At 75.3% G+C, this 18,913-nt stretch carries 25 protein-coding genes; 13 read left to right on the top strand and 12 right to left on the bottom strand.

From position 1 onward, the window contains the following. Positions 1 to 84 precede the first annotated feature (84 nt). Complete coding sequence (locus RND61_RS11205; protein WP_315877706.1) at positions 85 to 963, top strand: NAD(P)H-binding protein; 879 nt, start codon at positions 85 to 87, stop codon at positions 961 to 963. A 7-nt stretch (positions 964 to 970) separates the two neighbouring features. Here RND61_RS11205 and RND61_RS11200 read toward each other — a convergent pair whose 3' ends face one another. Continuing rightward, the gene (locus RND61_RS11200; RefSeq protein WP_315877705.1) at positions 971 to 1,150 is read right to left on the bottom strand and encodes a hypothetical protein; all 180 of its coding nucleotides are present in this window, start codon (positions 1,148 to 1,150) and stop codon (positions 971 to 973) included. Positions 1,151 to 1,231: 81 nt separating this feature from the next. Here RND61_RS11200 and RND61_RS11195 point away from each other — a divergent pair, with 81 nt between their 5' ends. The 3 genes from RND61_RS11195 (at position 1,232) to RND61_RS11185 (ending at position 4,110) form a co-directional block, all read left to right on the top strand. Next, on the top strand, positions 1,232 to 1,762 hold the full coding sequence (locus tag RND61_RS11195) for an FBP domain-containing protein (protein ID WP_315877704.1): 531 nt from the start codon (positions 1,232 to 1,234) through the stop codon (positions 1,760 to 1,762). Positions 1,763 to 2,456: 694 nt separating this feature from the next. Continuing rightward, positions 2,457 to 3,626 (top strand): DUF418 domain-containing protein, encoded by a 1,170-nt coding sequence (locus RND61_RS11190; protein ID WP_315877703.1) that lies wholly within the window; start codon positions 2,457 to 2,459, stop codon positions 3,624 to 3,626. An 85-nt stretch (positions 3,627 to 3,711) separates the two neighbouring features. Continuing rightward, on the top strand, positions 3,712 to 4,110 hold the full coding sequence (locus tag RND61_RS11185; protein WP_315877702.1) for a VOC family protein: 399 nt from the start codon (positions 3,712 to 3,714) through the stop codon (positions 4,108 to 4,110). A 13-nt stretch (positions 4,111 to 4,123) separates the two neighbouring features. Here RND61_RS11185 and RND61_RS11180 read toward each other — a convergent pair whose 3' ends face one another. Further along, a complete protein-coding gene (locus tag RND61_RS11180) occupies positions 4,124 to 5,527 on the bottom strand; it encodes a D-alanyl-D-alanine carboxypeptidase family protein (protein ID WP_315877701.1) in 1,404 nt (467 codons plus the stop codon). A 259-nt stretch (positions 5,528 to 5,786) separates the two neighbouring features. Between RND61_RS11180 and RND61_RS11175 the strand changes: the two genes are divergently transcribed. After that, on the top strand, positions 5,787 to 6,584 hold the full coding sequence (locus RND61_RS11175) for a mechanosensitive ion channel family protein (protein WP_315877700.1): 798 nt from the start codon (positions 5,787 to 5,789) through the stop codon (positions 6,582 to 6,584). Between the two features lie 4 nt (positions 6,585 to 6,588). Here RND61_RS11175 and RND61_RS11170 read toward each other — a convergent pair whose 3' ends face one another. Further along, positions 6,589 to 7,008 carry a DUF6401 family natural product biosynthesis protein gene (locus tag RND61_RS11170; protein ID WP_315877699.1) on the bottom strand — a complete coding sequence of 140 codons (420 nt, stop codon included), beginning with the start codon at positions 7,006 to 7,008 and terminating at the stop codon, positions 6,589 to 6,591. Positions 7,009 to 7,208: 200 nt separating this feature from the next. On the opposite strand from RND61_RS11170, the gene RND61_RS11165 reads away from it, so the two are divergent. Then, complete coding sequence (locus RND61_RS11165; protein WP_315877698.1) at positions 7,209 to 7,571, top strand: SsgA family sporulation/cell division regulator; 363 nt, start codon at positions 7,209 to 7,211, stop codon at positions 7,569 to 7,571. Between the two features lie 142 nt (positions 7,572 to 7,713). On the opposite strand, the gene RND61_RS11160 is transcribed toward RND61_RS11165, so the two are convergent. After that, positions 7,714 to 8,130 (bottom strand): four-helix bundle copper-binding protein, encoded by a 417-nt coding sequence (locus RND61_RS11160; protein WP_315877697.1) that lies wholly within the window; start codon positions 8,128 to 8,130, stop codon positions 7,714 to 7,716. A gap of 341 nt (positions 8,131 to 8,471) precedes the next feature. On the opposite strand from RND61_RS11160, the gene RND61_RS11155 reads away from it, so the two are divergent. The 4 genes from RND61_RS11155 to RND61_RS11140 all read left to right on the top strand — a co-directional run bounded on the left by RND61_RS11155 (position 8,472) and on the right by RND61_RS11140 (position 10,332). Continuing rightward, positions 8,472 to 8,963: a FluC/FEX family fluoride channel gene (locus tag RND61_RS11155; RefSeq protein ID WP_315877696.1), complete on the top strand. Its 492-nt coding sequence runs from the start codon at positions 8,472 to 8,474 to the stop codon at positions 8,961 to 8,963. Further along, positions 8,960 to 9,094, top strand: coding sequence for a hypothetical protein (locus RND61_RS11150; RefSeq protein WP_315877695.1), 135 nt, complete (start codon positions 8,960 to 8,962; stop codon positions 9,092 to 9,094). Before RND61_RS11155 ends, RND61_RS11150 begins: the two co-directional genes overlap by 4 nt. Beyond that, on the top strand, positions 9,091 to 9,453 hold the full coding sequence (gene crcB / locus RND61_RS11145) for a fluoride efflux transporter CrcB (protein ID WP_315877694.1): 363 nt from the start codon (positions 9,091 to 9,093) through the stop codon (positions 9,451 to 9,453). The genes RND61_RS11150 and crcB overlap by 4 nt, the downstream gene beginning before the upstream one ends. A gap of 63 nt (positions 9,454 to 9,516) precedes the next feature. Beyond that, on the top strand, positions 9,517 to 10,332 hold the full coding sequence (locus RND61_RS11140) for a nucleotidyltransferase domain-containing protein (protein ID WP_315877693.1): 816 nt from the start codon (positions 9,517 to 9,519) through the stop codon (positions 10,330 to 10,332). 149 nt (positions 10,333 to 10,481) lie between these two features. Here the strand turns inward: RND61_RS11140 and RND61_RS11135 are convergent, their stop codons facing one another. From RND61_RS11135 to RND61_RS11120, 4 genes are all read right to left on the bottom strand, one after another. Beyond that, positions 10,482 to 11,099, bottom strand: a complete 618-nt coding sequence (locus tag RND61_RS11135) for a hypothetical protein (protein ID WP_315877733.1) — start codon at positions 11,097 to 11,099, stop codon at positions 10,482 to 10,484. Between the two features lie 77 nt (positions 11,100 to 11,176). Further along, positions 11,177 to 12,385, bottom strand: coding sequence for an MAB_1171c family putative transporter (locus tag RND61_RS11130; protein WP_315877692.1), 1,209 nt, complete (start codon positions 12,383 to 12,385; stop codon positions 11,177 to 11,179). Between the two features lie 73 nt (positions 12,386 to 12,458). Next, positions 12,459 to 13,013 carry a toxin gene (locus RND61_RS11125; protein WP_315877691.1) on the bottom strand — a complete coding sequence of 185 codons (555 nt, stop codon included), beginning with the start codon at positions 13,011 to 13,013 and terminating at the stop codon, positions 12,459 to 12,461. A 78-nt stretch (positions 13,014 to 13,091) separates the two neighbouring features. Further along, entirely contained in the window at positions 13,092 to 13,559 is a 468-nt protein-coding gene (locus RND61_RS11120; RefSeq protein ID WP_315877690.1) for a hypothetical protein, read from the bottom strand. Between the two features lie 518 nt (positions 13,560 to 14,077). On the opposite strand from RND61_RS11120, the gene RND61_RS11115 reads away from it, so the two are divergent. After that, positions 14,078 to 14,884, top strand: coding sequence for a VOC family protein (locus RND61_RS11115; protein WP_315877689.1), 807 nt, complete (start codon positions 14,078 to 14,080; stop codon positions 14,882 to 14,884). 98 nt (positions 14,885 to 14,982) lie between these two features. Here the strand turns inward: RND61_RS11115 and RND61_RS11110 are convergent, their stop codons facing one another. Together RND61_RS11110 and RND61_RS11105 are read right to left on the bottom strand one after the other, a co-directional pair. Next, entirely contained in the window at positions 14,983 to 15,393 is a 411-nt protein-coding gene (locus RND61_RS11110) for a MerR family transcriptional regulator (RefSeq protein WP_315877732.1), read from the bottom strand. Positions 15,394 to 15,504: 111 nt separating this feature from the next. Next, entirely contained in the window at positions 15,505 to 15,870 is a 366-nt protein-coding gene (locus tag RND61_RS11105; protein ID WP_315877688.1) for a PH domain-containing protein, read from the bottom strand. A gap of 93 nt (positions 15,871 to 15,963) precedes the next feature. Here RND61_RS11105 and RND61_RS11100 point away from each other — a divergent pair, with 93 nt between their 5' ends. Then, complete coding sequence (locus RND61_RS11100) at positions 15,964 to 17,028, top strand: RICIN domain-containing protein (RefSeq protein ID WP_315877687.1); 1,065 nt, start codon at positions 15,964 to 15,966, stop codon at positions 17,026 to 17,028. Positions 17,029 to 17,211: 183 nt separating this feature from the next. Beyond that, positions 17,212 to 17,892 carry a CmcI family methyltransferase gene (locus tag RND61_RS11095; protein ID WP_315877686.1) on the top strand — a complete coding sequence of 227 codons (681 nt, stop codon included), beginning with the start codon at positions 17,212 to 17,214 and terminating at the stop codon, positions 17,890 to 17,892. A gap of 147 nt (positions 17,893 to 18,039) precedes the next feature. On the opposite strand, the gene RND61_RS11090 is transcribed toward RND61_RS11095, so the two are convergent. Both RND61_RS11090 and RND61_RS11085 read right to left on the bottom strand, forming a co-directional pair. Further along, a complete protein-coding gene (locus RND61_RS11090) occupies positions 18,040 to 18,348 on the bottom strand; it encodes a hypothetical protein (protein ID WP_315877685.1) in 309 nt (102 codons plus the stop codon). After that, complete coding sequence (locus tag RND61_RS11085; RefSeq protein WP_315877684.1) at positions 18,345 to 18,734, bottom strand: hypothetical protein; 390 nt, start codon at positions 18,732 to 18,734, stop codon at positions 18,345 to 18,347. The genes RND61_RS11090 and RND61_RS11085 overlap by 4 nt, the downstream gene beginning before the upstream one ends. Positions 18,735 to 18,913: the final 179 nt, after the last annotated feature.

Genomic DNA, 18,913 nt, shown 5'->3' with positions numbered 1-18,913 from the left:
GCCGGGCGGACCGCGCGGATCGTACGGGCCGTCCCGGTGCCGCTCCGGGTGCCGGCGGGCGGCGCGGGACGGAGACTGGTCCGTATGAGCGATGACGTCGTGGCCGTGACCGGGGCCAGTGGACGGGTCGGGCGGCGGGTGGCCGACCGGCTGGGCGCGGCCGGGGTGCCCCTGCGGCTGGTGGGGCGGGACCCCGGGCGGCTGCCGGACGTGCCGGGGGCCGTGAAGGCGCCGCCCGCCGCGTACGGGGACGGGGAGGCGATGCGGGCCGCGCTGGACGGGGCCGACACGCTGTTCCTGGTGTCGGCGCACGAGAGCCCGGGCCGCGTGGCGGAGCACCGCACGGCCGTCGACGCGGCCGTGGCGGCGGGGGTCGGGCGGATCGTGTACCTGTCGTTCCAGGGCGCCGCGCCCGACGCGACCTTCACCTTCGCGCGCGACCACTGGCACACGGAGCAGTACGTCCGCGCCCACGAGGGCCTGGCGCACACGTTCCTCCGCGACAACTGGTACCTCGCGGGCATCCCCGCGATGACCGGCGGGGACGGCGTCATCCGCGGCCCGGCGGGGAACGGCAGGGTCGCCGCCGTCGCGCACGAGGACGTCGCCGACGTGGCCGCGGCGGTCCTGCTCGCCCGCGACGGGCGGCACGACGGCGCCGCGTACGACGTGACGGGCGGTGAGGCGTTCACCCTCGCCGAAGCGGCCGAGGAGATGTCCCGGGCCACCGGCCGGACCGTCCGCTACGTCCCGGAGACCCGCGACGAGGCGTACGCGTCGCGCGCGGGGTACGGCGCCGAACCGTGGGAGGTCGACGGCTGGGTCAGCTCGTACGAGGCGGTCGCCCGCGGCGAGCTGGGCGCGGTCTCCGACACCGTCGAGCGGTTGGCGGGACACGCGCCCATGACCCTGCGGGAGTTCCTGGCGGAGCACCCGCGGAGCTACGCGCACCTGACGGGGTAGGCCGGGTTCAGTCCTCGCCCAGGACGATGTGCCACTCCCGCGCCGCCGGGTCCTCGGACTCTCTGTCCGTGCGCGCGGGCCTGCACGTGCGGACTCTGCCCTGGATGTCCCGGAAGAGCGAGATCGGCTGGGGGGAAGAGGGCGTCTGGGTGCCGCCGCCGGAACCGGCGGCCGTCTGTGTACTCATGGCGACCGAGTACCCACGGAAAGCGAACCAAACGGAAAATCACATGCGTACCACCCCAGGCGTCCCGTACGGTCGGACCACGTGGAACCCCTCTCCGAGAAACAGATCCGCGCGTCCTTCGTGAACTGCTCCAAGGGCGACGCGGCCCGCCTCAAGCTCCCGGCCGACTTCGCCGACCTCCCCTGGGACGACCTGGACTTCCTCGGCTGGCGCGATCCCGGCGCCCCCCTCCGCGCCCACATCGTCCTCCCCCCGGGCGCCGTGCCGGGGCAGGCGGGCGACGGCCCCGTCGGGATCACCCTGCGGGTGCCGGAAAAGGCCCGTACCAGCGCCGTGAAGTCGAGCCTCTGCCGGATCTGCCTCACCGGGCACGCCTCCTCCGGCGTCACGCTGCTCGCCGCGGCGCGCGCGGGCGCCTCCGGCCGGGACGGCAACACCGTCGGCATCTACGTCTGCTCCGACCTCGCCTGCTCGCTGTACGTGCGCGGCAAGCGGCAGCCCGCGCTCCGCACCCGCTACGAGGAGTCGCTCGGTGTGGAGGAACGGATCGAGCGGATGCGGACCAACCTCCTCGCGTTCGTGGAGAACGTACGGCTGCCGGTCGCCGCATGAGCGCCGGGAGCGGTGGTGCGCGGCGGGGAACCGGCGCGCGGCCTGCCCACCGCCCCGCGTCGCGCGCCACCGCGCCGACCTGACCACACCCCGCGCCACCACCGCCTCCTCCCGGCGGCCCTTCACGCCTCCCGGCGGTCCCTCACCCCTCCCGGCGGTCCCTCACCCCTTCCGGTGGTCCCTCACTCCTCTCGCCTCGTCCCCACCCCGGATCTCCGGATCTCCGGATCTCCGGGTCCCCGGGTCCCCGGGTCGGCCGTCCCGGCAGCCCACCGCCGCCACGGCCGCCGGCCACGGCGTGCGGGCGTCGTGTCTCCACCGCCGCACCCCACCGCCACGGGGCCGCCACCGGCGACGGCCGGCCCACCGCCGACGACGGCCGGGCCGCCGGGCCGCCCGAGGGGTGGGCGGAGCAGGGCGCGCGGCGGCCGGGGTGTACGTCGCGGGCAGGAGGACCCGTACCGGCGGCGGCACGGACTACATCCTTCGGCGCAGCGGCGGTTCGTCCCCGGACACGACGCACCGGGGCAGGGCCCTGCGGACGATGGGACGCATGACGACAGGAACGACGGGGACGACGGGGACGACGGGATCGGCAGGGCCGACAGGGCCGGCGGGCCCTGCGGGAGCCGCGGGCACCGGAGCACGCGGGGCGGAGGCCGGCGGGGGGACCGGTGGCCGGGCCGGCGGGCGGATGCCGCTGCTGGACGTGCTGCGCGGGGTCGCGATCCTGGGCACGCTGATGACCAACGTGTGGATCTTCACCGGTCCGGGTGCCGAGTGGGGCGTCCTCACCGGCGGAACGACCCCGGGCGGGTCGACCGGCGCGGCCGGGGACGTGGCGGAGGCCGTGTTCCGGCTGGCCGCGGACGGCAAGTTCCTGTCGCTGCTGACGATCCTGTTCGGCGCGGGGCTGGCCATCCAGTACCGGTCGGCCGAGCGGCGCGGCGAGCCGTGGCCGGGCCGGTACCGGTGGCGGGCGCTGTTCCTCTTCGTCGAGGGCACCCTGCACTTCCTGCTGGTCTTCGCGTGGGACGTGCTCATGGGGTACGCCGTGACGGCCCTGTTCACCGCCTGGCTGCTGACCCGCTCGGCGCGGGCCCGCCGCCGTGCGGCGGTGTGGGCGGCCGGGCTGCACCTGACGCTGATGGGGCTGCTGACGGCCGCGCTCGTCGCGTACGGGGACGGGGGCGACGGCGTGTCGCCGGAGGTCGTGGACCTGTACGCGCACGGGAGCTGGGCGGACCAGGTCGCGTTCCGGCTGGAGAACGCCGTCGCCCTGCGGCTGGAGCCGGTCCTCACCTTCGGCCTGCTGCTGTTCCTGTTCCTGCTGGGCGTGCGGCTGCTGCGGGCGGGGGCGTTCGGCGCGGACGGGACGGGGCGGCGGATCCGGGCGCGGATGCTGCGGTGGGGCCTCGGCCTGGGCGTGCCGCTGAACGCGGCGTGCGCGGCGGGCGGCGAGGACTGGTTCCTGCTGGGCCGGTACGGGGCGGCGCCGCTGGTCGCGGTCGGGTACATCGGCCTGGTCGGCGCCGTCGTGGACCGGGTCCGGCGCCCGGGCCCGCTGACGCGGGGCCTCACGTCCCTGGGCCGCACGGCCCTGTCCGGGTACGTCCTGCAGAACCTGCTGTGCGTCCTCGTCTCGTACGGGTTCGGCCTCGGGCTGGCGGCGCGGCTGGGCGGCGGGGGCCGCGGCTGGGAGCCGTGGTGGGTGATGGGCCTGTGGGCCGCGGTCTGTGTCCTGCTGCTCGTCGCGTCGTCGCTGTGGCTGCGGCGGTTCCCGGCGGGGCCGCTGGAGTCGGCGCAGCGGTGGGCGCTCGGGCTGACCGAAAAGCGCTCGACACCCGCGGGACGGTCTTCCTAGGCTCGACGGCGCGGCATCGCGTGCCGGTCACCGACCGGGTGAGGCATGGAGGTGTCCGCGAGATGCCTGACGGAGGCATTCCACCATGCCGGTAGAGCTCAACCACACGATCGTCGCCGCGCGGGACAAGCGGGAGTCCGCCGAGTTCCTCGCCCACGTGCTCGGACTGGAGGTCGGCGCCGAGACGGGGCCGTTCCTCCCGGTGCAGACCGCCAACGGGGTCACCCTCGACTTCGCGACGGTCCCCGAGGAGCACATCACCATGCAGCACTACGCGTTCCTGATCTCGGAGGCCGAGTTCGACGCGGCCTTCGAGCGGATCCGGCGGGCCGGGATCCCGTTCTGGGCCGACCCGCGCCAGGAGCGGCCCGGCGAGATCAACCGCAACGACGGCGGGCGCGGACTGTACTTCCTCGACCCGTCCCGCCAGGCCATGGAGATCATCACCCGCCCGTACGGGAGCGGGGCCGACCCGGCCGCCTGACCGGCGGCGCCCCCTAGCGTGCCGCGCGCCGCCGCACCGTCCACAGGGTCGCGGCGGCCGCGCACGCCGAACCGACCAGGAGGACGGGGACCAGGGGGCTGGACGACGGCTCGGCGCCCGCCGCCACCGCCGTTCGCGCCGCCGCCGGGCGGGGCGCGGCGGGGTCGGACGCATCGGGGGCGCCACCGGACGGGGCGGTGCCCCGGGCGGGCGCACCACGGGCGGGGAGCGGGGCCCCGGGCCCGGCGGCGGGCACCTCACCGGAGGCGGAGGCGGGGGCCGGGGCGGGGCCGGGCACGGAGGCGGTGGCGGGGGCCGCGCCGGGCGCCCTTCCCGCGACCGTCGCCCGGCCCGCCTCGGGCGCGACCGGTGCCTCCGGTGCCGCGGACGTCACGGGCCTCGCGGCGGCGGGCGGCAGCAGCGACCCGACGGGCCGGACCTTCGCGCCGGGGCCGAACCCCCAGTCCAGCAGTTGCCTGGCCTCCTCGTACACCGCGCTCCCGCCGCCGGAGCGCGGGTTCATGACCGTCACGACGAGGGTGCGTCCGCCGCGCCGGGCGGCGGCGATCAGGGTGTGGCCGGCGCCGCTGGTGTAGCCGTTCTTCACGCCGAGGACGCCGGGGTAGCGGGCGACGCCGTCCTCGCCGGTGAGGAGGCGGTTGGTGTTGCGGATGCCGTACGACCAGCCGTCCGCCGGGAACGTCGCGTACGGCAGGGCGCAGTACCGGGCGAAGTCCGGGTCGCGCAGCCCCTCGCGGCCGAAGACGGCGAGGTCGTACGCGGACGAGACCTGGCCCGGAGCGTCGTACCCGTCCGGCGACACGACCTTCGTGTCGAGCGCGCCGAGGGCCCGGGCGGTGGCCTCCATCTGGCGCGCGGTGGCCTCCCAGCCGCCGTTGAGGCCGGCCAGGACGCGGACGGCGTCGTTCCCGGAGTGCAGGAACACCCCGCGCCAGAGGTCCGCGACCTGGTACGTCACGTCCTCCTTCACGCCGACGAGGCTGCTGCCCGCGCCGATGCCGGCGAGCTCCCGCTCGGACACGGTGTGCCGCGCGGTCTGCGACAGCCTGGGCAGCACGGTGAGCGCGAAGAGGGCCTTCAGGGTGGAGGCGGGCGGCAGCCGCTTGTGGGCGTTGTGCGCGGCGAGGACGTCACCGGTGTCGGCGTCCGCGACGAGCCAGGAGCGCGCCGACAGGGCGGGCGGCGGGGCGACGCCGGACGGGAGCCGCACCTGCGTGCCGTCCCGGTGCAGCAGCGCCGGGTCGGCGGGGGCGCCGGGGCGGGGCGGCATCGGCTCGCTCGGGCGGGGCGCGGCGACCGACACGGCGGACGACAGCACGAGCAACGGTAGGAGGAGGACGAGCAGCAGGAGGGCGACGAGACCCGCGGCGAAGCGGGCCGAAGAACCGACGATCATTCCGTCACGGTAGGAACCCTGCGTCCGCCCCGCTCCCCGGCGTGCACCAACCGGCGTACGGCCCCCGCCCCACCGCCCCCGGCACCCACCCGACCGGGTGGTGCCGCCCCGCCGTCCGGGGCACCCGCTTCCGGGCCCCGCTCCCCGTCGTCAGCCGGACGGCCCTGCCGGAGGCCGCCCGGGGAGCACGGCCGGGCCGGCGCTGGTATCCCGGAGGGGTAAGCGTCCCATGGGGGGCTCGCCGAGCGGAGGGCCACGCATGACCCAGTACCCCTCGACCACCGTTCTCGCGGTGGACTTCCAGCAGGGCGTCACCGACGCCTGGTCGAAGGTCGCGCAGTTCGTCCCGAAGTTCGTGGCGTTCCTGGTCATCCTGGCCATCGGCTGGTTCGTGTCCAAGGTCATCGCCAAGGTGGTGGACCGGGTCCTGCGGAAGGTCGGTTTCGAGCGGCTCAGCGAGCGCGCGGGGTCCTCCCGGGCGCTCGCGAACTCGCAGTACGACGCGACCGGCATCCTGAGCAAGGTCGTCTACTACGGGCTGCTCCTCGTCACCCTGCAGCTCGCCTTCGGCGTCTTCGGGCCGAACCCGATCAGCGGCATGATCGACGGCATCGTCGCCTGGCTGCCGAGGGCCCTGGTCGCGCTGGTCCTGGTGGTCGTCGCGATGGCCATCGCCAACGCCGTCCGCACCGTCGTGCGCGGCGTCCTCTCCGGCGTCTCGTACGGCAACACGGTCGCGACCGTCGTCTGGGGCGTGATCGTCGCACTCGGCGTGATCGCCGCGCTGAGCCAGGCCGGCATCGCCACGGCCGTCACCCAGCCCGTGCTGTACGCGGTGCTCGCGACGGCGGCCGGCATCCTGATCGTCGGGGTCGGCGGCGGCGCGATCGTCCCGATGAGGCACCGGGTGGAGCGCTGGATGAGCGCCGCCGAGCAGGAGTCCTCGAAGGCCCGCACCGGCTCCGGGGCCTACCTGGCCGGCCGTGAGGACGCGGTGTCCGGGCAGCGCGAGCAGGAGCGGGAGCGCCGCGGTACGGGCGGGGCGAGCCGGATCTGAGCCGTCAGTCCGCGTCCCGGTCCGCGTCCCGGTCCGCGTCCCGGTCCTGGACCGCCTTCCGCTCCCGGTCCCGGTCCCGGACCGCGTCCGGGGTGCGGTCGCCGTCGCGGACCGGCCCGCCCAGCAGGTCGTAGCGGTGTATCAGCCAGCAGACGGCCGTCAGCCGGCACACCGCGAAGTCGTACCCCGGCGGCTCGTCCCAGCCGGTCTCGGCGAGGGCGTCGAGGAAACCGAGCGCGTAGTCGGAGAGCACCTCCCCGTCGGGCGGCCTCGGCACGAGGTCCGGGCCGGCGGCGCCGACGCGCTCGCGCACCGCGGCGACGTGTTGGTCGACGGCGGCGGCGAAGCCGGGCTCGAAGGCGAACTCGGCCAGGCGCGGCGCGAACGTCGTGGCGACGGCGGCGAGAGGCGTCAGGGAAGGCACCCGCCCACGGTAGGCGGGGCATCCCCTCCCCGAAGAACTCCAAAGCCGACATGCGACACATCTCACGCTGAACGTACGATAGTTGATCAATCAGTCACGGTCCGGGCCGATTCGCGGTCAGCAGGATAGGGGCCGCTCCTCGGGGGCACCTGGGAGGGAACTTCTTTCGGAGCCCGCCCCGAGAACCCCGGGAGGAACCCATGAACGCGGTCCTGCACGACAAGCTCTTCATGCGCCTTCACGAACTGCCGGTGCTGGCCCACATGACCTATGACGAGACCGACCCGTACGCGGTGCGCGTGGCGTTCACGGACGGCGAATACGTGTACGCGGAGTGGCGGTTGGACCGGGAGATGCTGCGGGAGGGGATGCGGCGCGCGGTCGGGGAGGGCGACGTCCGGATATGGCCGGGCGTGCACATAGAACTGTGCGGCGAGGCCGACTTCACGGTGGGCGAGGAGTCGCTGGCGCGCTTCCTGGAGCGGACGTACGAGGTGGTGCCGGAGGGCGAGGAGCGGGTGGACGTGGACGGCCTGGTGAGCCGTCTCCTCACCGCCGGCTGAGCCCCGCCCGGCCGGGACCCGGCGGGGCGGGGCTCGACGGGGCCGCCCGGGGGCGCGGGGCCGCCCGGGGCACCGGTCACCGGGGTACCCGAGGGTGCGCACCGGCCACCAGGACACCCGAGGGCGCGCACCGGCCACCGGGTCACCCGAGGGTGCCGAGGAGTTCGTCGCACGCCTGCTCGCAACGGCGGCAGGCCTCCGCGCAGACGCGGCAGTGCTCGTGCCGGGAGGCGTGCTGCTCGCACTCGTCGGCGCAGGTGGAGCAGGCGACGGCGCAGGCGCGCAGGACGGCGCGGGTCAGGTTGGCGTCGTAACCGGTGTGGCGCGACAGGACGGAGCCGGTGGCCTGGCAGATGTCGGCGCAGTCCATGTTGGTGCGGATGCACTTGGCGAGCGCGTCGAGGTGGTGGACCTCGGAGAGGCACGCATCGGCGCAGGCACTGCACGCCTGGGCGCAGGCGGTGCACTCCTCGACGCAGCGGACGAGCTTCTGACGGTCGACGCCGCCGAGGTCTGCGGGGTAGGTGCGGAGCATGTCTTCGACGACGAGGGAAGCCATGGGGGTTCGCCTCCAGCAGGTGGATTCCGTGTCGTACCCGTCCAGTGTCCCACCGGGGCGGGGAGCCCGCAGCGGGGGACGGACCCGCGGGACGCGTGCGGGTTCGTGCGACGCGTGCGGGCCTGCGGGACACGTGCGGGCTTGCGGGACGCGTGCGGATTCGTGCGACGCGTGCGAACCGGAGGGCCTGTGCGAACCCGCGGGATCTGTGCGAACCCGCGGGGCCCGTGTGAGCCCGTGTGGCGTGTGTGAGCCCGTGTGGCGTGTGCGGGCCCGTGTGGCGTGTGCGGTGCCGCCGGACCGGCCGCGACCGGGCCCTGCGGCGACTAGGCTGCTCGGCCGTGACCCCGAAGCCCCCGGAGGACCGCTCCGCGCCCGGAGCGCGCGAGGCCCGTGGCCGTGGCGTCCGCCCGCGCCGGTCCGCCGCCCTCGACGGCCCGCTGCTCGGCGCCGTCGCCCTGGGCGGGGCGCTGGGCGCGGGAGCGCGGTACGGGGTGGCGCTGGCGCTGCCCACCGCGCCGGGCGGGTTCCCCTGGGCGACGCTGTGGACGAACGTCGCCGGCTGCGCGCTCATGGGCGTGCTCATGGCGGTGCTCGACGAGGTGCGGCGCCCGCACCGCCTGCTGCGGCCCCTGGTCGGCACGGGGGTGCTGGGCGGGTTCACGACGTTCTCGACGTACGCGCTGGAGACCCGCGTGCTGCTGGAGCGGGGCCACGTCCTGACGGCGTTCGCGTACCTGGCGGGCACGCTGGTCGCGGCGCTGCTGGCGGTCGCGGTGGCGGCGCGGGCGACACGGGGCCTGCTGGCGCCGGTGCGGAGGAGGCGGGCATGACGGGGTGGATCCGGCCGGCGGGCGCGGTGGCGTGGCGGACGGCCCCCGGCGGGGTGCCGGACCGGCGGCACCGCGGGCCGCTGTGCGCGGAGGCCGCGCCCCGCGCCCACGGGGCGGGCCCGGTCGGATGACGTGGCTGCTGGTCCTGGTGGGCGGAGCGCTGGGCGCCCCGCTGCGGTACCTGGCCGACCGGGCGGTCCGGGCCCGCCACGGCACGGCCTTCCCGTGGGGCACCCTGACGGTCAACGTCCTCGGCTCCCTCGTCCTGGGCGTCCTCGCGGGCGCGGCGGTGGCGGCCCCGGCGTACGCCCTGCTGGGCACGGGCCTGTGCGGCGCGCTGACCACGTACTCCACCTTCTCGTACGAGACGCTCCTCCTGACCCGCGCGGGCACCCCCCGGTACGCGGCCCTCAACGCGGTGGTGACGGTCGCCGCGTCCCTGGGCGCCGCGGCGGCGGGCCTGGCCCTGGGCCGCGCGCTCGGCGCCTAGACCGCGGCGCGGGCGGCGACAAACCCGTCGCGGGCGGCGGGGCGGTCCTCCCAGACTGGGGGCATGGAACACGTGGCGGAGATCGCGGAGCGGCTGGTCGGGGTGCGGGGCGTCGTCGGGGTGTGCCTGGGCGGGAGCCGGGCGCGGGGGGCGGAACGGGCGGACTCCGACTACGACCTGGGGCTGTACTACCGGGCGCCCCTGGACACCGGCGCGCTGCGGGTGCTCGCGGCCGAGCTGGCCGGCGGGACCGTCGACGTGACGGAACCCGGCGGCTGGGGGCCCTGGGTGGACGGCGGGGCGTGGCTGACCGTGGACGGGCGGCGGATCGACTGGATCTACCGGGACCTCGACCGGGTGCGCCGGATCTGGGAGCAGTGCCGGGCCGGGCGGTACGAGGTCGGGGCGCAGGCCGGGCACCCGCTGGGGGTGTACTCGCACGCGTACGTCGGGGAGCTGGCCCTCGGGCGGGTGCTCGCCGACCCGTCCGGCGAACTGGCGGCCCTCCGCGAGCGGGTCCGGCACTACCCGGCCCCCCTGCGGGACGCCCTCGTCGACAACGCCCGCTGGGAGGCGCCCTTCATCCTGGCGGGCGCCCGCAAGGGGGCGGCGCGCGGGGACGCCTTCTACGTCGCGGGGTGCCTCTTCCGCGCGGTCGGCCTCCTCGTCCACGCCCTGCACGCCCACGCCGGGACCTGGGTGCTGAACGAGAAGGGCGCCGTGGACGAGGCCGGTCGGCTCGCCTGCGCGCCCGCCGGTTTCGCCCCGCGCGCCCACGCCCTGTTCGCCGCCACCGGGACCTCGCCCGCGTCCCTGCACGCAGCCCTGGACGACGCCGACCGCCTGACCGGCGAGGTCATGCGCTCCCTCGGCGCCTGACGGCCCGGCGAGGCCCGCCGTACTCGCCGCGCCCTCCGTGCCGGTCACGGGGCCGTGCCGGTCGCGGGGCCGGGGCGACCGGAGGGGCCGGGGCCGTGGCGGTGGCGGTGGTCGTGTCGGTGCGGCCGGGGCGGCGCGGGGAGGCCGCGTCACCCCGGCAGGTACGCCAGCGCCGTCGCCGCGCCGAGGCCCGCGCCCGCCAGGGTCTGGGCCGTGGTGTGGTAGCGGAGCGCCACGCGCGACCAGCAGACCGCGGCGGTCACGCCGTACGCGAGCAGCCACCACGCCGAGTGGACGCAGGCCAGCAGCGTCACCACCGACGACGCGACCGCCGAGTCCACGGAGATCTTCCACACCGTGTTGACGGCGAGCAGCCCCACCGTCATCACCCACAGCGCGAGCATGGCGATCAGGATGCCGGTCGGCGCGCCGCCCAGGACCATGAGCGCCGAGCCCGTACCGATCGAGCCGAGGATCACGAAGAAGATCGGCGCGCGCTTGGTGCGGTCCACGACGTGCCGATCGCCCCAGCGGCCCCGGCCGCGCTCCCACTCGATGTACGCGGCCGGAACGATGCCCGCGCACAGGGCGCCCAGCAGGCCCCACAGGAGGCCCGTCCAGTGGCCGGCCGCGGAGGCGCCGATGGCGAGCATGCCGCCGAGCAGGACGTTGCGCGGCTGGAGGGCGTCGGTCACCCGCCGAGCCGCGGTCACGACCGGATCCGGGTCCGGGACCGTAGGCGGGTCCGGGTCCGGGTTCGGGTCCATAGGCGGGTTCGGGTACGGGTTCGGGTCCGTGGACGCGTCCGGGTCCGTGGACGGGTCCGGGTTGGGGTTCGTGGCCGTCATGCGAGCAACCGCCTCGCGCTCTCCTCCGGTATCGACCGGTACGCCTGGGCGACCCGCACCAGCCACGCCACCTCGCCGTCCTGGTCCGCCGCCTGGCGGGTGTCGAAGTCCGCCGCCTCGCCCGCCGGGGCGCCCGCCGCCTTCGCCGCCAGCGCGGCCTTGATCCAGTACGCGTCCGCCACCGGGCCCGCCGAGCCGGCCGCCTTGCGCGCCGCCGGGAGCAGCCCGTCCGGCACGTGGTGGCGGAGCTTCTCCACCGCGTCCGCGATGTCCGCCGCCCACCGGTCGACCCGCAGGTCGGCCGGGGTGTCGAAGCGGGTCAGCTCCCGCGCCAGCGACGCGGGCGGCGCGAACGGCTGGTCGGGGAAGGCCGCCATCAGCTCCCGCCACAGCGGGTGGAGCGCGACCTGCGCCCGCCACAGCCGCACCCGCCGCCAGCCCGTGCTGAACGCCGGGATGGACGCCCCGATCGCGAACAGCGCGAACAGCAGGACCTGCGCCGCCTCCGTCGCCTTGTCGAAGGTCCGCGCGAAGTCGACGGTCGGCTCCTCCACGACGCTGATCCACAGGAACAGCGTCCGGCTCACCGTGTACCCGACGCCGATGAACATCGCCGCCGTCATCATCCCGAGCCCCACCCGCAGGTGCCTCAGCGGCGCGTTCGCCGTCGCCAGGGCCCACTGGTACGCGCACACGGCCGACGCGGCGCCCAGGTACAGGTAGAACACCGTCATGTAGAGCGACGCGCCCCACTGCCCGGCGTGGTCCGACACGAAGCGGTCCGAGGGGGCGGAGCGGTCGACGACGGTGAAGAACAGGACGGTCAGCAGGACCAGCGTCGCCACCGACGCCTTCGTCGCGACCTGCTGGATCACCCGCGCGAAGCGCACGTGGCGCGGCACGGTCCCGCCGTCCGGGTACGAACCGTAGATCGCCACGATGTAGCTGAGGATCGCCAGGATCGCGATCGTCGCCGTGTAGTGCTTGATGAGGACGGCCAGGTCGACGACCGGGCTGTTGTTGAGGCTGGTGCGGACGACGTGGGTCTTCGTCCACAGGGCGGCGGCGAACCCCGCGTAGCAGCCCCACAGGGCGCGGCGGCGCCGGTCCTCCTCGTCGCCCCACAGCGCCGCCGGCATCCGCCACAGCGCCACGGCCGTCATCAGGGCGGCCACCAGGTAGCCGGCCAGGTCAAGGGAGGTCAATTCACTTCCTCGGGGGAGGGGGAGGGAGGGGGCCCACCGGGGGACGCCGGCGGCACCGGCGCTCCTCCCGCCGTCAGTCGCGGCGGAAGAAGCCCCGGCGGCGGTGCGCGACCGGTCGGGACAGGGAGTTCGCCAGCCGCCCCACCATGTCGTCGCTCGGCACCTCCCGCGCCATGCGCGGGATCAGCGACGCGCCGAGCTCCGCGATCCGCTCGTCGTGGGTGTCGTACTGGGCGCGCGCCTGGACGGTGGTGCCCGACTCCATCACGCGGGAGATCAGCGACGCGTCGAAGACCGGCAGGAGGCGGCGCAACTGCTCGGCGTCGAGGGACGCGCCGTGGTCGAACCACTCGTGGCACAGCTCGTGCAGGATGACGTGCTGCGTCTGGTACGTGGTGGGGCGGCGCCGGTACAGGACGAAGCTCGTGCCGCCGGTCTTCAGACGCAGTCCGCACGCGGAGTCGACGCGCGCGAGGCGGTCCGGGAGCTCCCGCAGGACGATGCGGCGGCCCCGCGCGGCCTCCATGTTGGCGACCAGCTCCGGGATGCCGAACGGCGCCGGGATCGGGAGGGCGGCCAGTCCGGCCTCGCACTCTCTGCGCAGTGCGCGCATGGACTGCTGGGACATGGGGACCTCTTGATCGGAGTCACGCGTGTGTGACCTGCGATCGGCGAGTTTAGCCAACCGGGCGCGGCCACGTGTTCGTCAACGGCCCCCGGCGCCGCCCGCCGGAGGCTCCGAAGGGCCCTCTCCCTGCGCTTCCTTGAGCAGCGACAGCGCGAACTCCAGCAGCTCCGCCGGCAGTCCCGCGTCGTCCACGCCCCGGCCCGCGAGGCCGCTGATCTCGCCGGTACGGCGCTTCGCGAGGAACTGGAGCCCCGCGACCACGTCGTCGACGACCTCGGACTCCTCCTTGAAGAACCGCCAGTCCACGCCGAAACCCAGGCCCAGTGCCTTCAGGATGTCCTCGGACGGGTGGGTGACCTTGCCCGCGAGGATGTTGGAGAAGTAGCTGTGCGAGAGGGAGCCGCCGCGCTCCCTGACCAGCTCGGCGAAGGCCCGGCCCGAGACCCTCTGGCCCGGGAACGTCTTCTCCACCATGTACGCGACCTTCTGCTGCAGCGTTCTCAGCTCGGGTGCCGCGGTGCGCTCCCCGCCGTTGCCGTCGTCCATCCCGGTCCCCACGTTCGCGTCCGCCGCTTCTGCGCGGTCAAGTCAACGGGCCCGTACTGTACCGACCCCGGCCCGGGCGGTTCAGGTCCGGAGCGGGCTTGCGCAAACACTCTACGTCACTGTTAACTCGAAAAAACACGGACAGGGGGCCACGAGGGGAGTCCCTTGCCCGTGCGGGAACGCGTGTGCCCGGGTCCTGCCCAGCGGCCGGACCGGGCACACGCGGTCGAGTCCTTCGCCGAGCTGGGCTGAGCCGCGTCGTGCTGCGTCGCGCCGTGCCGAGCTGGGCTGAGCCGCGTCGTGCCGTGTCGCGTCGTGCCGAGCTGGGCTGGGTTGAGCCGTGCCGAGCTGGGCTGAGCCGCGCCGCGCCGCGCTGTGCGTGGGCCGGATGCGGCCGTGCGTGGTCCGCGCGCTGTCCGCGCGCGGGGCCCCGGGACCTGCCGCGCGCCCTCCCGTACCGGTGGATAGCGTGGCAAGTCGGACCAGGGAAACCACTCGTGACCCGTGAGGTGACCGCCATGGCCGGACAACCCGAGGGCATGCCCGTCTGGGTGGACGCGATGTTCACCGACCTGGGGGGCGCCAAGGGCTTCTACGGTGAGGTGCTGGGCTGGACCTTCGACGAGGAGGTCGCGGAGTACGGCGACCGCACGCGGGCGTACGCCGGGGGCAGGGCGGTCGCCGCCGTCGTCCCGCCCCTGCCGTCCCGGGACGAGGAGGCGCCGTGGTCCACCTGGTGCCTGTACTTCGCCTCCTCCGACGTGGAGGCCACCGCGCGCAGGGTGCGGGAGAACGGCGGCCGGGTCGTCACGGGGCCGGCGGTGGTCGGGGAGCCCGGGCCGGCGCTGCTCGCCCGCGACCCGGACGGCGTCGCGTTCGGCGTCTGGCAGCCGGAGGACCACCGGGGCTTCGAGGCGCGGTCCGTGCCCGGCGCGTACCGCTGGGCGGAGGTCGTCACGCGGGACGTCGCGAAGGCCGACGCGTTCTTCCCCGCCGTCTTCCCGTTCGCGGTGAGGCGTCCGGCGGACGGGCGCGCGGACCTCGCGGTCTTCCGCCTCGGGGACGAACCGGTGCTCGGCCGGAGGCGGATGGGGGAGGGCTTCCCGCCGGACATGCCGCCGTTCATGAGCGTGTACTTCGCCGTCGACGGCGTCGACGCGGCGGTCGGGCGGGCCACGACCCACGGCGCCAAGGTGGTGTCCGGGCCGGCGGACGGCCCGTCCGGCCGGTCCGCGACGCTGTTGGACCCGTGGGACGCGGCGTTCTCGCTGATCGACGCCGCGCGGACGGAGGACGAGCCGCCCGGGACGGCCGCCGGACCCTGACCCCGCGCCCCCGCGAGCCCTGCGCTCCCCGACCGCTCCGGCGGGCCCCGACCGCCTCCGCTCACCCCGGCCCCGCCCGACCGGGTCAGCCGGCCTGGTCAGCCGACCGGGTCCAGGTGGACGCGCAGCGCCCCGGCGAGTTCCTCGGCCCTGCGCAGCCGGACGCGCAGCACCTCGCACCGCGCCTCGACGGCCCCGCGGTACGCGTCGAGGCGGGCCCGCAGCAGCTCCCGCTCCTCCCCGGACGGCGGGTCGTCCGGCGCGCCCAGCCGGTCGGTGAGGGCCAGTACGTCGCGCATCTCGTCCATGGTGAAGCCGAGCGGCCTCATCCGGCCCACGACCAGCAGCCGCTCCACGTCGGCCGCGGTGTACAGCCGGAAACCGCCCTTGGTGCGGGCGGACGGGGCGGCGATCCCCACGTCCTCGTAGTAGCGGATCGCGCGCAGCGACAGGCCGGTCCGTTCGGCCACCTCGCCGATCCGCATCTGCCACCGCTGGTCGTCCGCCATCACCGCGCCCGCCTGCCTCGTCGCCGCCCGCGTCACCCGCGCGCCCACGCTGGATCGGCCCAGCTTACGTACGGGGCCCGCCCCGGCCGGGACGGCGGCGGCGCGCCGCCGTCACCGTGCCACGAACTGCGTAAGGATCGCCTGCACCTCGTAGATGTCGACGCCCTTCGTGAACGTCTTCTGGACCGGGACCTGGCTGCCGGAGATCCAGATCTTCAGCTCGGCGTCGAGGTCGAACGTGCCCGCCGTCTCCACCGAGAAGTGCGTGATGCTGCGGTACGGGATCGAGTGGTACTCGACCTTCTTGCCCGTGATCCCCTGCTTGTCGACGAGGATCAGGCGGCGGTCGGTGAACAGGACCGTGTCGCGGATCAGCAGGAACGCGGCGTACACCCGCTCGTCGGGGCCGAGGAGCCGCGCGTACTCCTGCTGCGCGTTCGCCGGGTCGACGGTGTGCGCGTTGCCGAACAGTGCCATGAGAGCCCCCCGCGGATCGATTCGTACGATCGTCGCACTGTACCGTCGCCGGACGGCGCGACGAGTGACGGCACGGCCAGGGCGAGGAACAGGGTGAACCAGCGACCACACGGCAGCGACCCGCACGGGTGGGACCCGGAGGCGACGGAACTCCTCCCGCCGACCCGGGGCACGTACCCGCCACCGGACCCGTACGGGCCTCCGCCCCCGTCCGCGTACCCGTCGCCGGACCCGTACGACTCCCCGTCCGCGTACCCGTCGCGGGACCCGTACGACTCCCCGTCCGCGTACCCGTCGCGGGACCCGTACGACTCCCCGTCGCCGGACCCCTACGGGGCCCCGTCCCCGTCCACCCACCCGTCGTCCGCCCGCCCGGCGGGCACCCACCCGCCGGACGCGTACGGGCCCCCGCCCGTAGGCACGTACGGGCCCCCGCCCGTGGACGCGTACGGCCCCCCGCCCGTGGAGGCGACGCGGCCGTTGCCGCGCGTCGAGGACGACCCGCTGCCGCGCCCGACCGCGCCCCGCCGCACGCGCGGCCTGCCCAGGGCGGTGCTCGTGGCCGCCGCGATCGCCGTGTGCGCGGTCGCGGGCCTGGCGATCGGCGCCGTCCTGGGCGGCGGGGACGCGCCCGAGGCGGCCCCGGCCCCCGGCACCACCCCGGCCGCCGCGCCCTCCGGCAGCCCGGCCCCGGCCCCCGCGCCGACCCCGACCCCCTCCGCGACGCGACCGCCCGTCCCCGCCGGAACGTTCGTCCTGGTCGACCCCGCGACCGGCCGGGCGGCCGACGTCCAGTCCGGCGCCACCCACGACGGCGCGCCCGTCATCGCCTGGGAACGCCACGCCCAGCCCAACCAGCAGTGGCAACTGGACGACCTCGGCGACGGCCACGTCCGGATCCGGGCCGTCCACTCGGGCCTGTGCCTCCAGCCCGCCGACCCGCTCGGCCCCGGCGCCGCCGTCGTCCAGCGGCCCTGCGTCGACGGTGACGCCCAGCGCTGGGTGCCGACCCCGTCCGCCGACGCGGCCACCCACACGTTCACCCTGAAGGGCTGGGGCCTCGCCCTGGCCCCCACCGGCCCGGAGAACGGCTCCCCGCTGAGCCTCCAGGCCCCCGACGCCACCGCCCCGCGCGGCTGGGCGCTCCAGGCACCGTAGACACCCGCCCGCGCGCGTGGTTCGCTCGGAAGCGTGGAGGCGCCCGAGGAGTCCGCGGACCGCGGGGAACACGCGGAGCACACTGAGCGCACGGTCCGCACGGAACACACAGGCCGCGTAGAACACACAGGCCGTGCAGACCACACGGGTCGCGCGGAAGGCGACGACGCGCTGCCGCCGCGCGTGGAGGCGGCGCTGGACGGCGACGTCCGCGCGTACTGGAGGGCACGGGAGCGGCAGCACGTCCGCGACGTCTACGCCGGGGTGCGGATCAAGAAGTTCCCCGAGGACCTGCGGATGCTGGAGCACCTGATGTGGCTCTCCCGCAGCCAGGTCGTCGTGGAGTTGGGCACGCACTTCGGCGGGTCCGCGCTGTGGTTCCGCGACCGGCTGCGCGCCCTCGCCGGGTACGGCCGCGTGCCGCGCGACGTCCGGGTCGTCACGCTCGACCTGAGCCAGGACAAGGCGCGCGCCGCCCTGTCGGCCGCCGACCCGTCGTACGAGGACGGCATCACGCTGCTGGAGGGCGACATCACCGACCCGGACGCGGCCCGGCGCACCCGCGAGGCGCTCCCGGCCGGGGCGCGCTGCCTGGTCGTCGAGGACACCCTGCACACGTACGACACGACGGCGGCCGCGCTGCGGAACTTCGCGCCGCTGGTGCCGGTCGGCGGGTTCTTCCTGGTCGAGGACGGCATCGTCGACGTGCCGGAGCTGAGGCCGCCGGGCATGCCGGGCGGCGTCCGGCCCGCCGTGCGGGACTGGCTGGCAGGCTCGGACGGTGCGGGCTTCCGGCAGCGGCGCGACCTGGAGCGGTACGGACTGACGTGCCACCCGGGCGGCTGGCTGGAGCGGGTGCGGTAGACCGGCCGAAGGCCGTCACGAGCGACACCCCCGTCGGCGCGTACCGGGAATCCAGACTGCTGTGTGGAAGCCGTTCCCGCTGGGGCCCGGAGGGGGATGTGGTGCGTTTCCCAGCGGGGGCGGGGTGGGGTGTGCAGGAGGGGTCGTTCAGGTTCTCTCCCAGGTGTGTGGTCCTTGGTGTTCGTCGTACATGGAGCATGCGTCCATGCGGTCGGGGCTCGTCGCCGGGCAGTCGGCCAGCAGGAGGACCCGTGGTTCCGGGCCGCCCCATTTCGTCCACTCCACCCACACCGCTCCCACGGTCAGGCTGATCACGCAGGCCCGGTGCGGTGCGTCGTGTCCGCCCGGTTCCAGGCAGAAGACCGGTCCCACCCCCGGTGGTTCGCGCCACCGTTCGGTGATGTCCGTCGTGGTTCCCTCGGGGAGGGTGAATCCGTACCAGCAGTTTCCGATCACGTCGGTCGGTACACCTGCCGCGAGCCGGGCGTCATGACCCAGGGTCGGGGCCAGCCGGCCAGGTGCAGCACCCGGCCACCGGCGCCGTGGGCGCGCATGTCCTCGACCTGGTAGACGTTCCCGTCCTCCACCCTCACCCAGTCGCCCCGCCGCACGTCCAGGGGCGTGATGGTGAGGGGCACGGTGTTCGGTGGGTACCGCAACGGATCCGAATCCAGCTCGGCCAGCTTGACCAGTTTGCAGCGTCCGGGCATGGCCCGCCAGATGTACCCGACCCGGTTCTGAAGGATCAGGACGCCCAGCTCCTGGCGTCGGACCCTGCCGAACGTGTTACGCGTGAGGTCCTTGACCAAGTCCCCCACCTGGAACGTCACGGTGGCCGTCACACCGGCCTCCCGTCGGTCGCCCGCCGACGCGGGCGGTTCCCGATCTGATCCCTCAGGCTCCGAACCGTCACAGCGCTACCGCGCGATCGGTACCGTGCCGCCGCCAGGACGCCGCACGTCTTGCAGCCCTCGACGGGCATGGGCTCCAGCCTGACCGGTGTAGTCCTCGATGCCAGGGC

Source organism: Streptomyces tamarix (assembly GCF_032423885.1).
In the GTDB taxonomy this organism is placed as follows: domain Bacteria; phylum Actinomycetota; class Actinomycetes; order Streptomycetales; family Streptomycetaceae; genus Streptomyces; species Streptomyces tamarix.
This window is presented reverse-complemented; position numbering and strand designations above follow the sequence as displayed.

Coding starts and splice junctions, on each gene's coding strand:
- RND61_RS11115 (WP_315877689.1), top strand. CDS start 14,078: ATGGCCGGACAACCCGAGGGCATGCCCGTCTGGGTGGACGCGATGTTC.
- RND61_RS11105 (WP_315877688.1), bottom strand. CDS start 15,870: ATGGCACTGTTCGGCAACGCGCACACCGTCGACCCGGCGAACGCGCAG.
- RND61_RS11165 (WP_315877698.1), top strand. CDS start 7,209: ATGAACGCGGTCCTGCACGACAAGCTCTTCATGCGCCTTCACGAACTG.
- RND61_RS11205 (WP_315877706.1), top strand. CDS start 85: ATGAGCGATGACGTCGTGGCCGTGACCGGGGCCAGTGGACGGGTCGGG.
- RND61_RS11125 (WP_315877691.1), bottom strand. CDS start 13,013: ATGTCCCAGCAGTCCATGCGCGCACTGCGCAGAGAGTGCGAGGCCGGA.
- RND61_RS11140 (WP_315877693.1), top strand. CDS start 9,517: ATGGAACACGTGGCGGAGATCGCGGAGCGGCTGGTCGGGGTGCGGGGC.
- RND61_RS11175 (WP_315877700.1), top strand. CDS start 5,787: ATGACCCAGTACCCCTCGACCACCGTTCTCGCGGTGGACTTCCAGCAG.
- RND61_RS11180 (WP_315877701.1), bottom strand. CDS start 5,527: ATGATCGTCGGTTCTTCGGCCCGCTTCGCCGCGGGTCTCGTCGCCCTC.
- RND61_RS11135 (WP_315877733.1), bottom strand. CDS start 11,099: ATGGACCCGAACCCGGACCCGGACCCGCCTACGGTCCCGGACCCGGAT.
- RND61_RS11200 (WP_315877705.1), bottom strand. CDS start 1,150: ATGAGTACACAGACGGCCGCCGGTTCCGGCGGCGGCACCCAGACGCCC.
- RND61_RS11185 (WP_315877702.1), top strand. CDS start 3,712: ATGCCGGTAGAGCTCAACCACACGATCGTCGCCGCGCGGGACAAGCGG.
- RND61_RS11160 (WP_315877697.1), bottom strand. CDS start 8,130: ATGGCTTCCCTCGTCGTCGAAGACATGCTCCGCACCTACCCCGCAGAC.
- RND61_RS11120 (WP_315877690.1), bottom strand. CDS start 13,559: ATGGACGACGGCAACGGCGGGGAGCGCACCGCGGCACCCGAGCTGAGA.
- crcB (WP_315877694.1), top strand. CDS start 9,091: ATGACGTGGCTGCTGGTCCTGGTGGGCGGAGCGCTGGGCGCCCCGCTG.
- RND61_RS11150 (WP_315877695.1), top strand. CDS start 8,960: ATGACGGGGTGGATCCGGCCGGCGGGCGCGGTGGCGTGGCGGACGGCC.
- RND61_RS11190 (WP_315877703.1), top strand. CDS start 2,457: ATGCCGCTGCTGGACGTGCTGCGCGGGGTCGCGATCCTGGGCACGCTG.
- RND61_RS11110 (WP_315877732.1), bottom strand. CDS start 15,393: ATGGCGGACGACCAGCGGTGGCAGATGCGGATCGGCGAGGTGGCCGAA.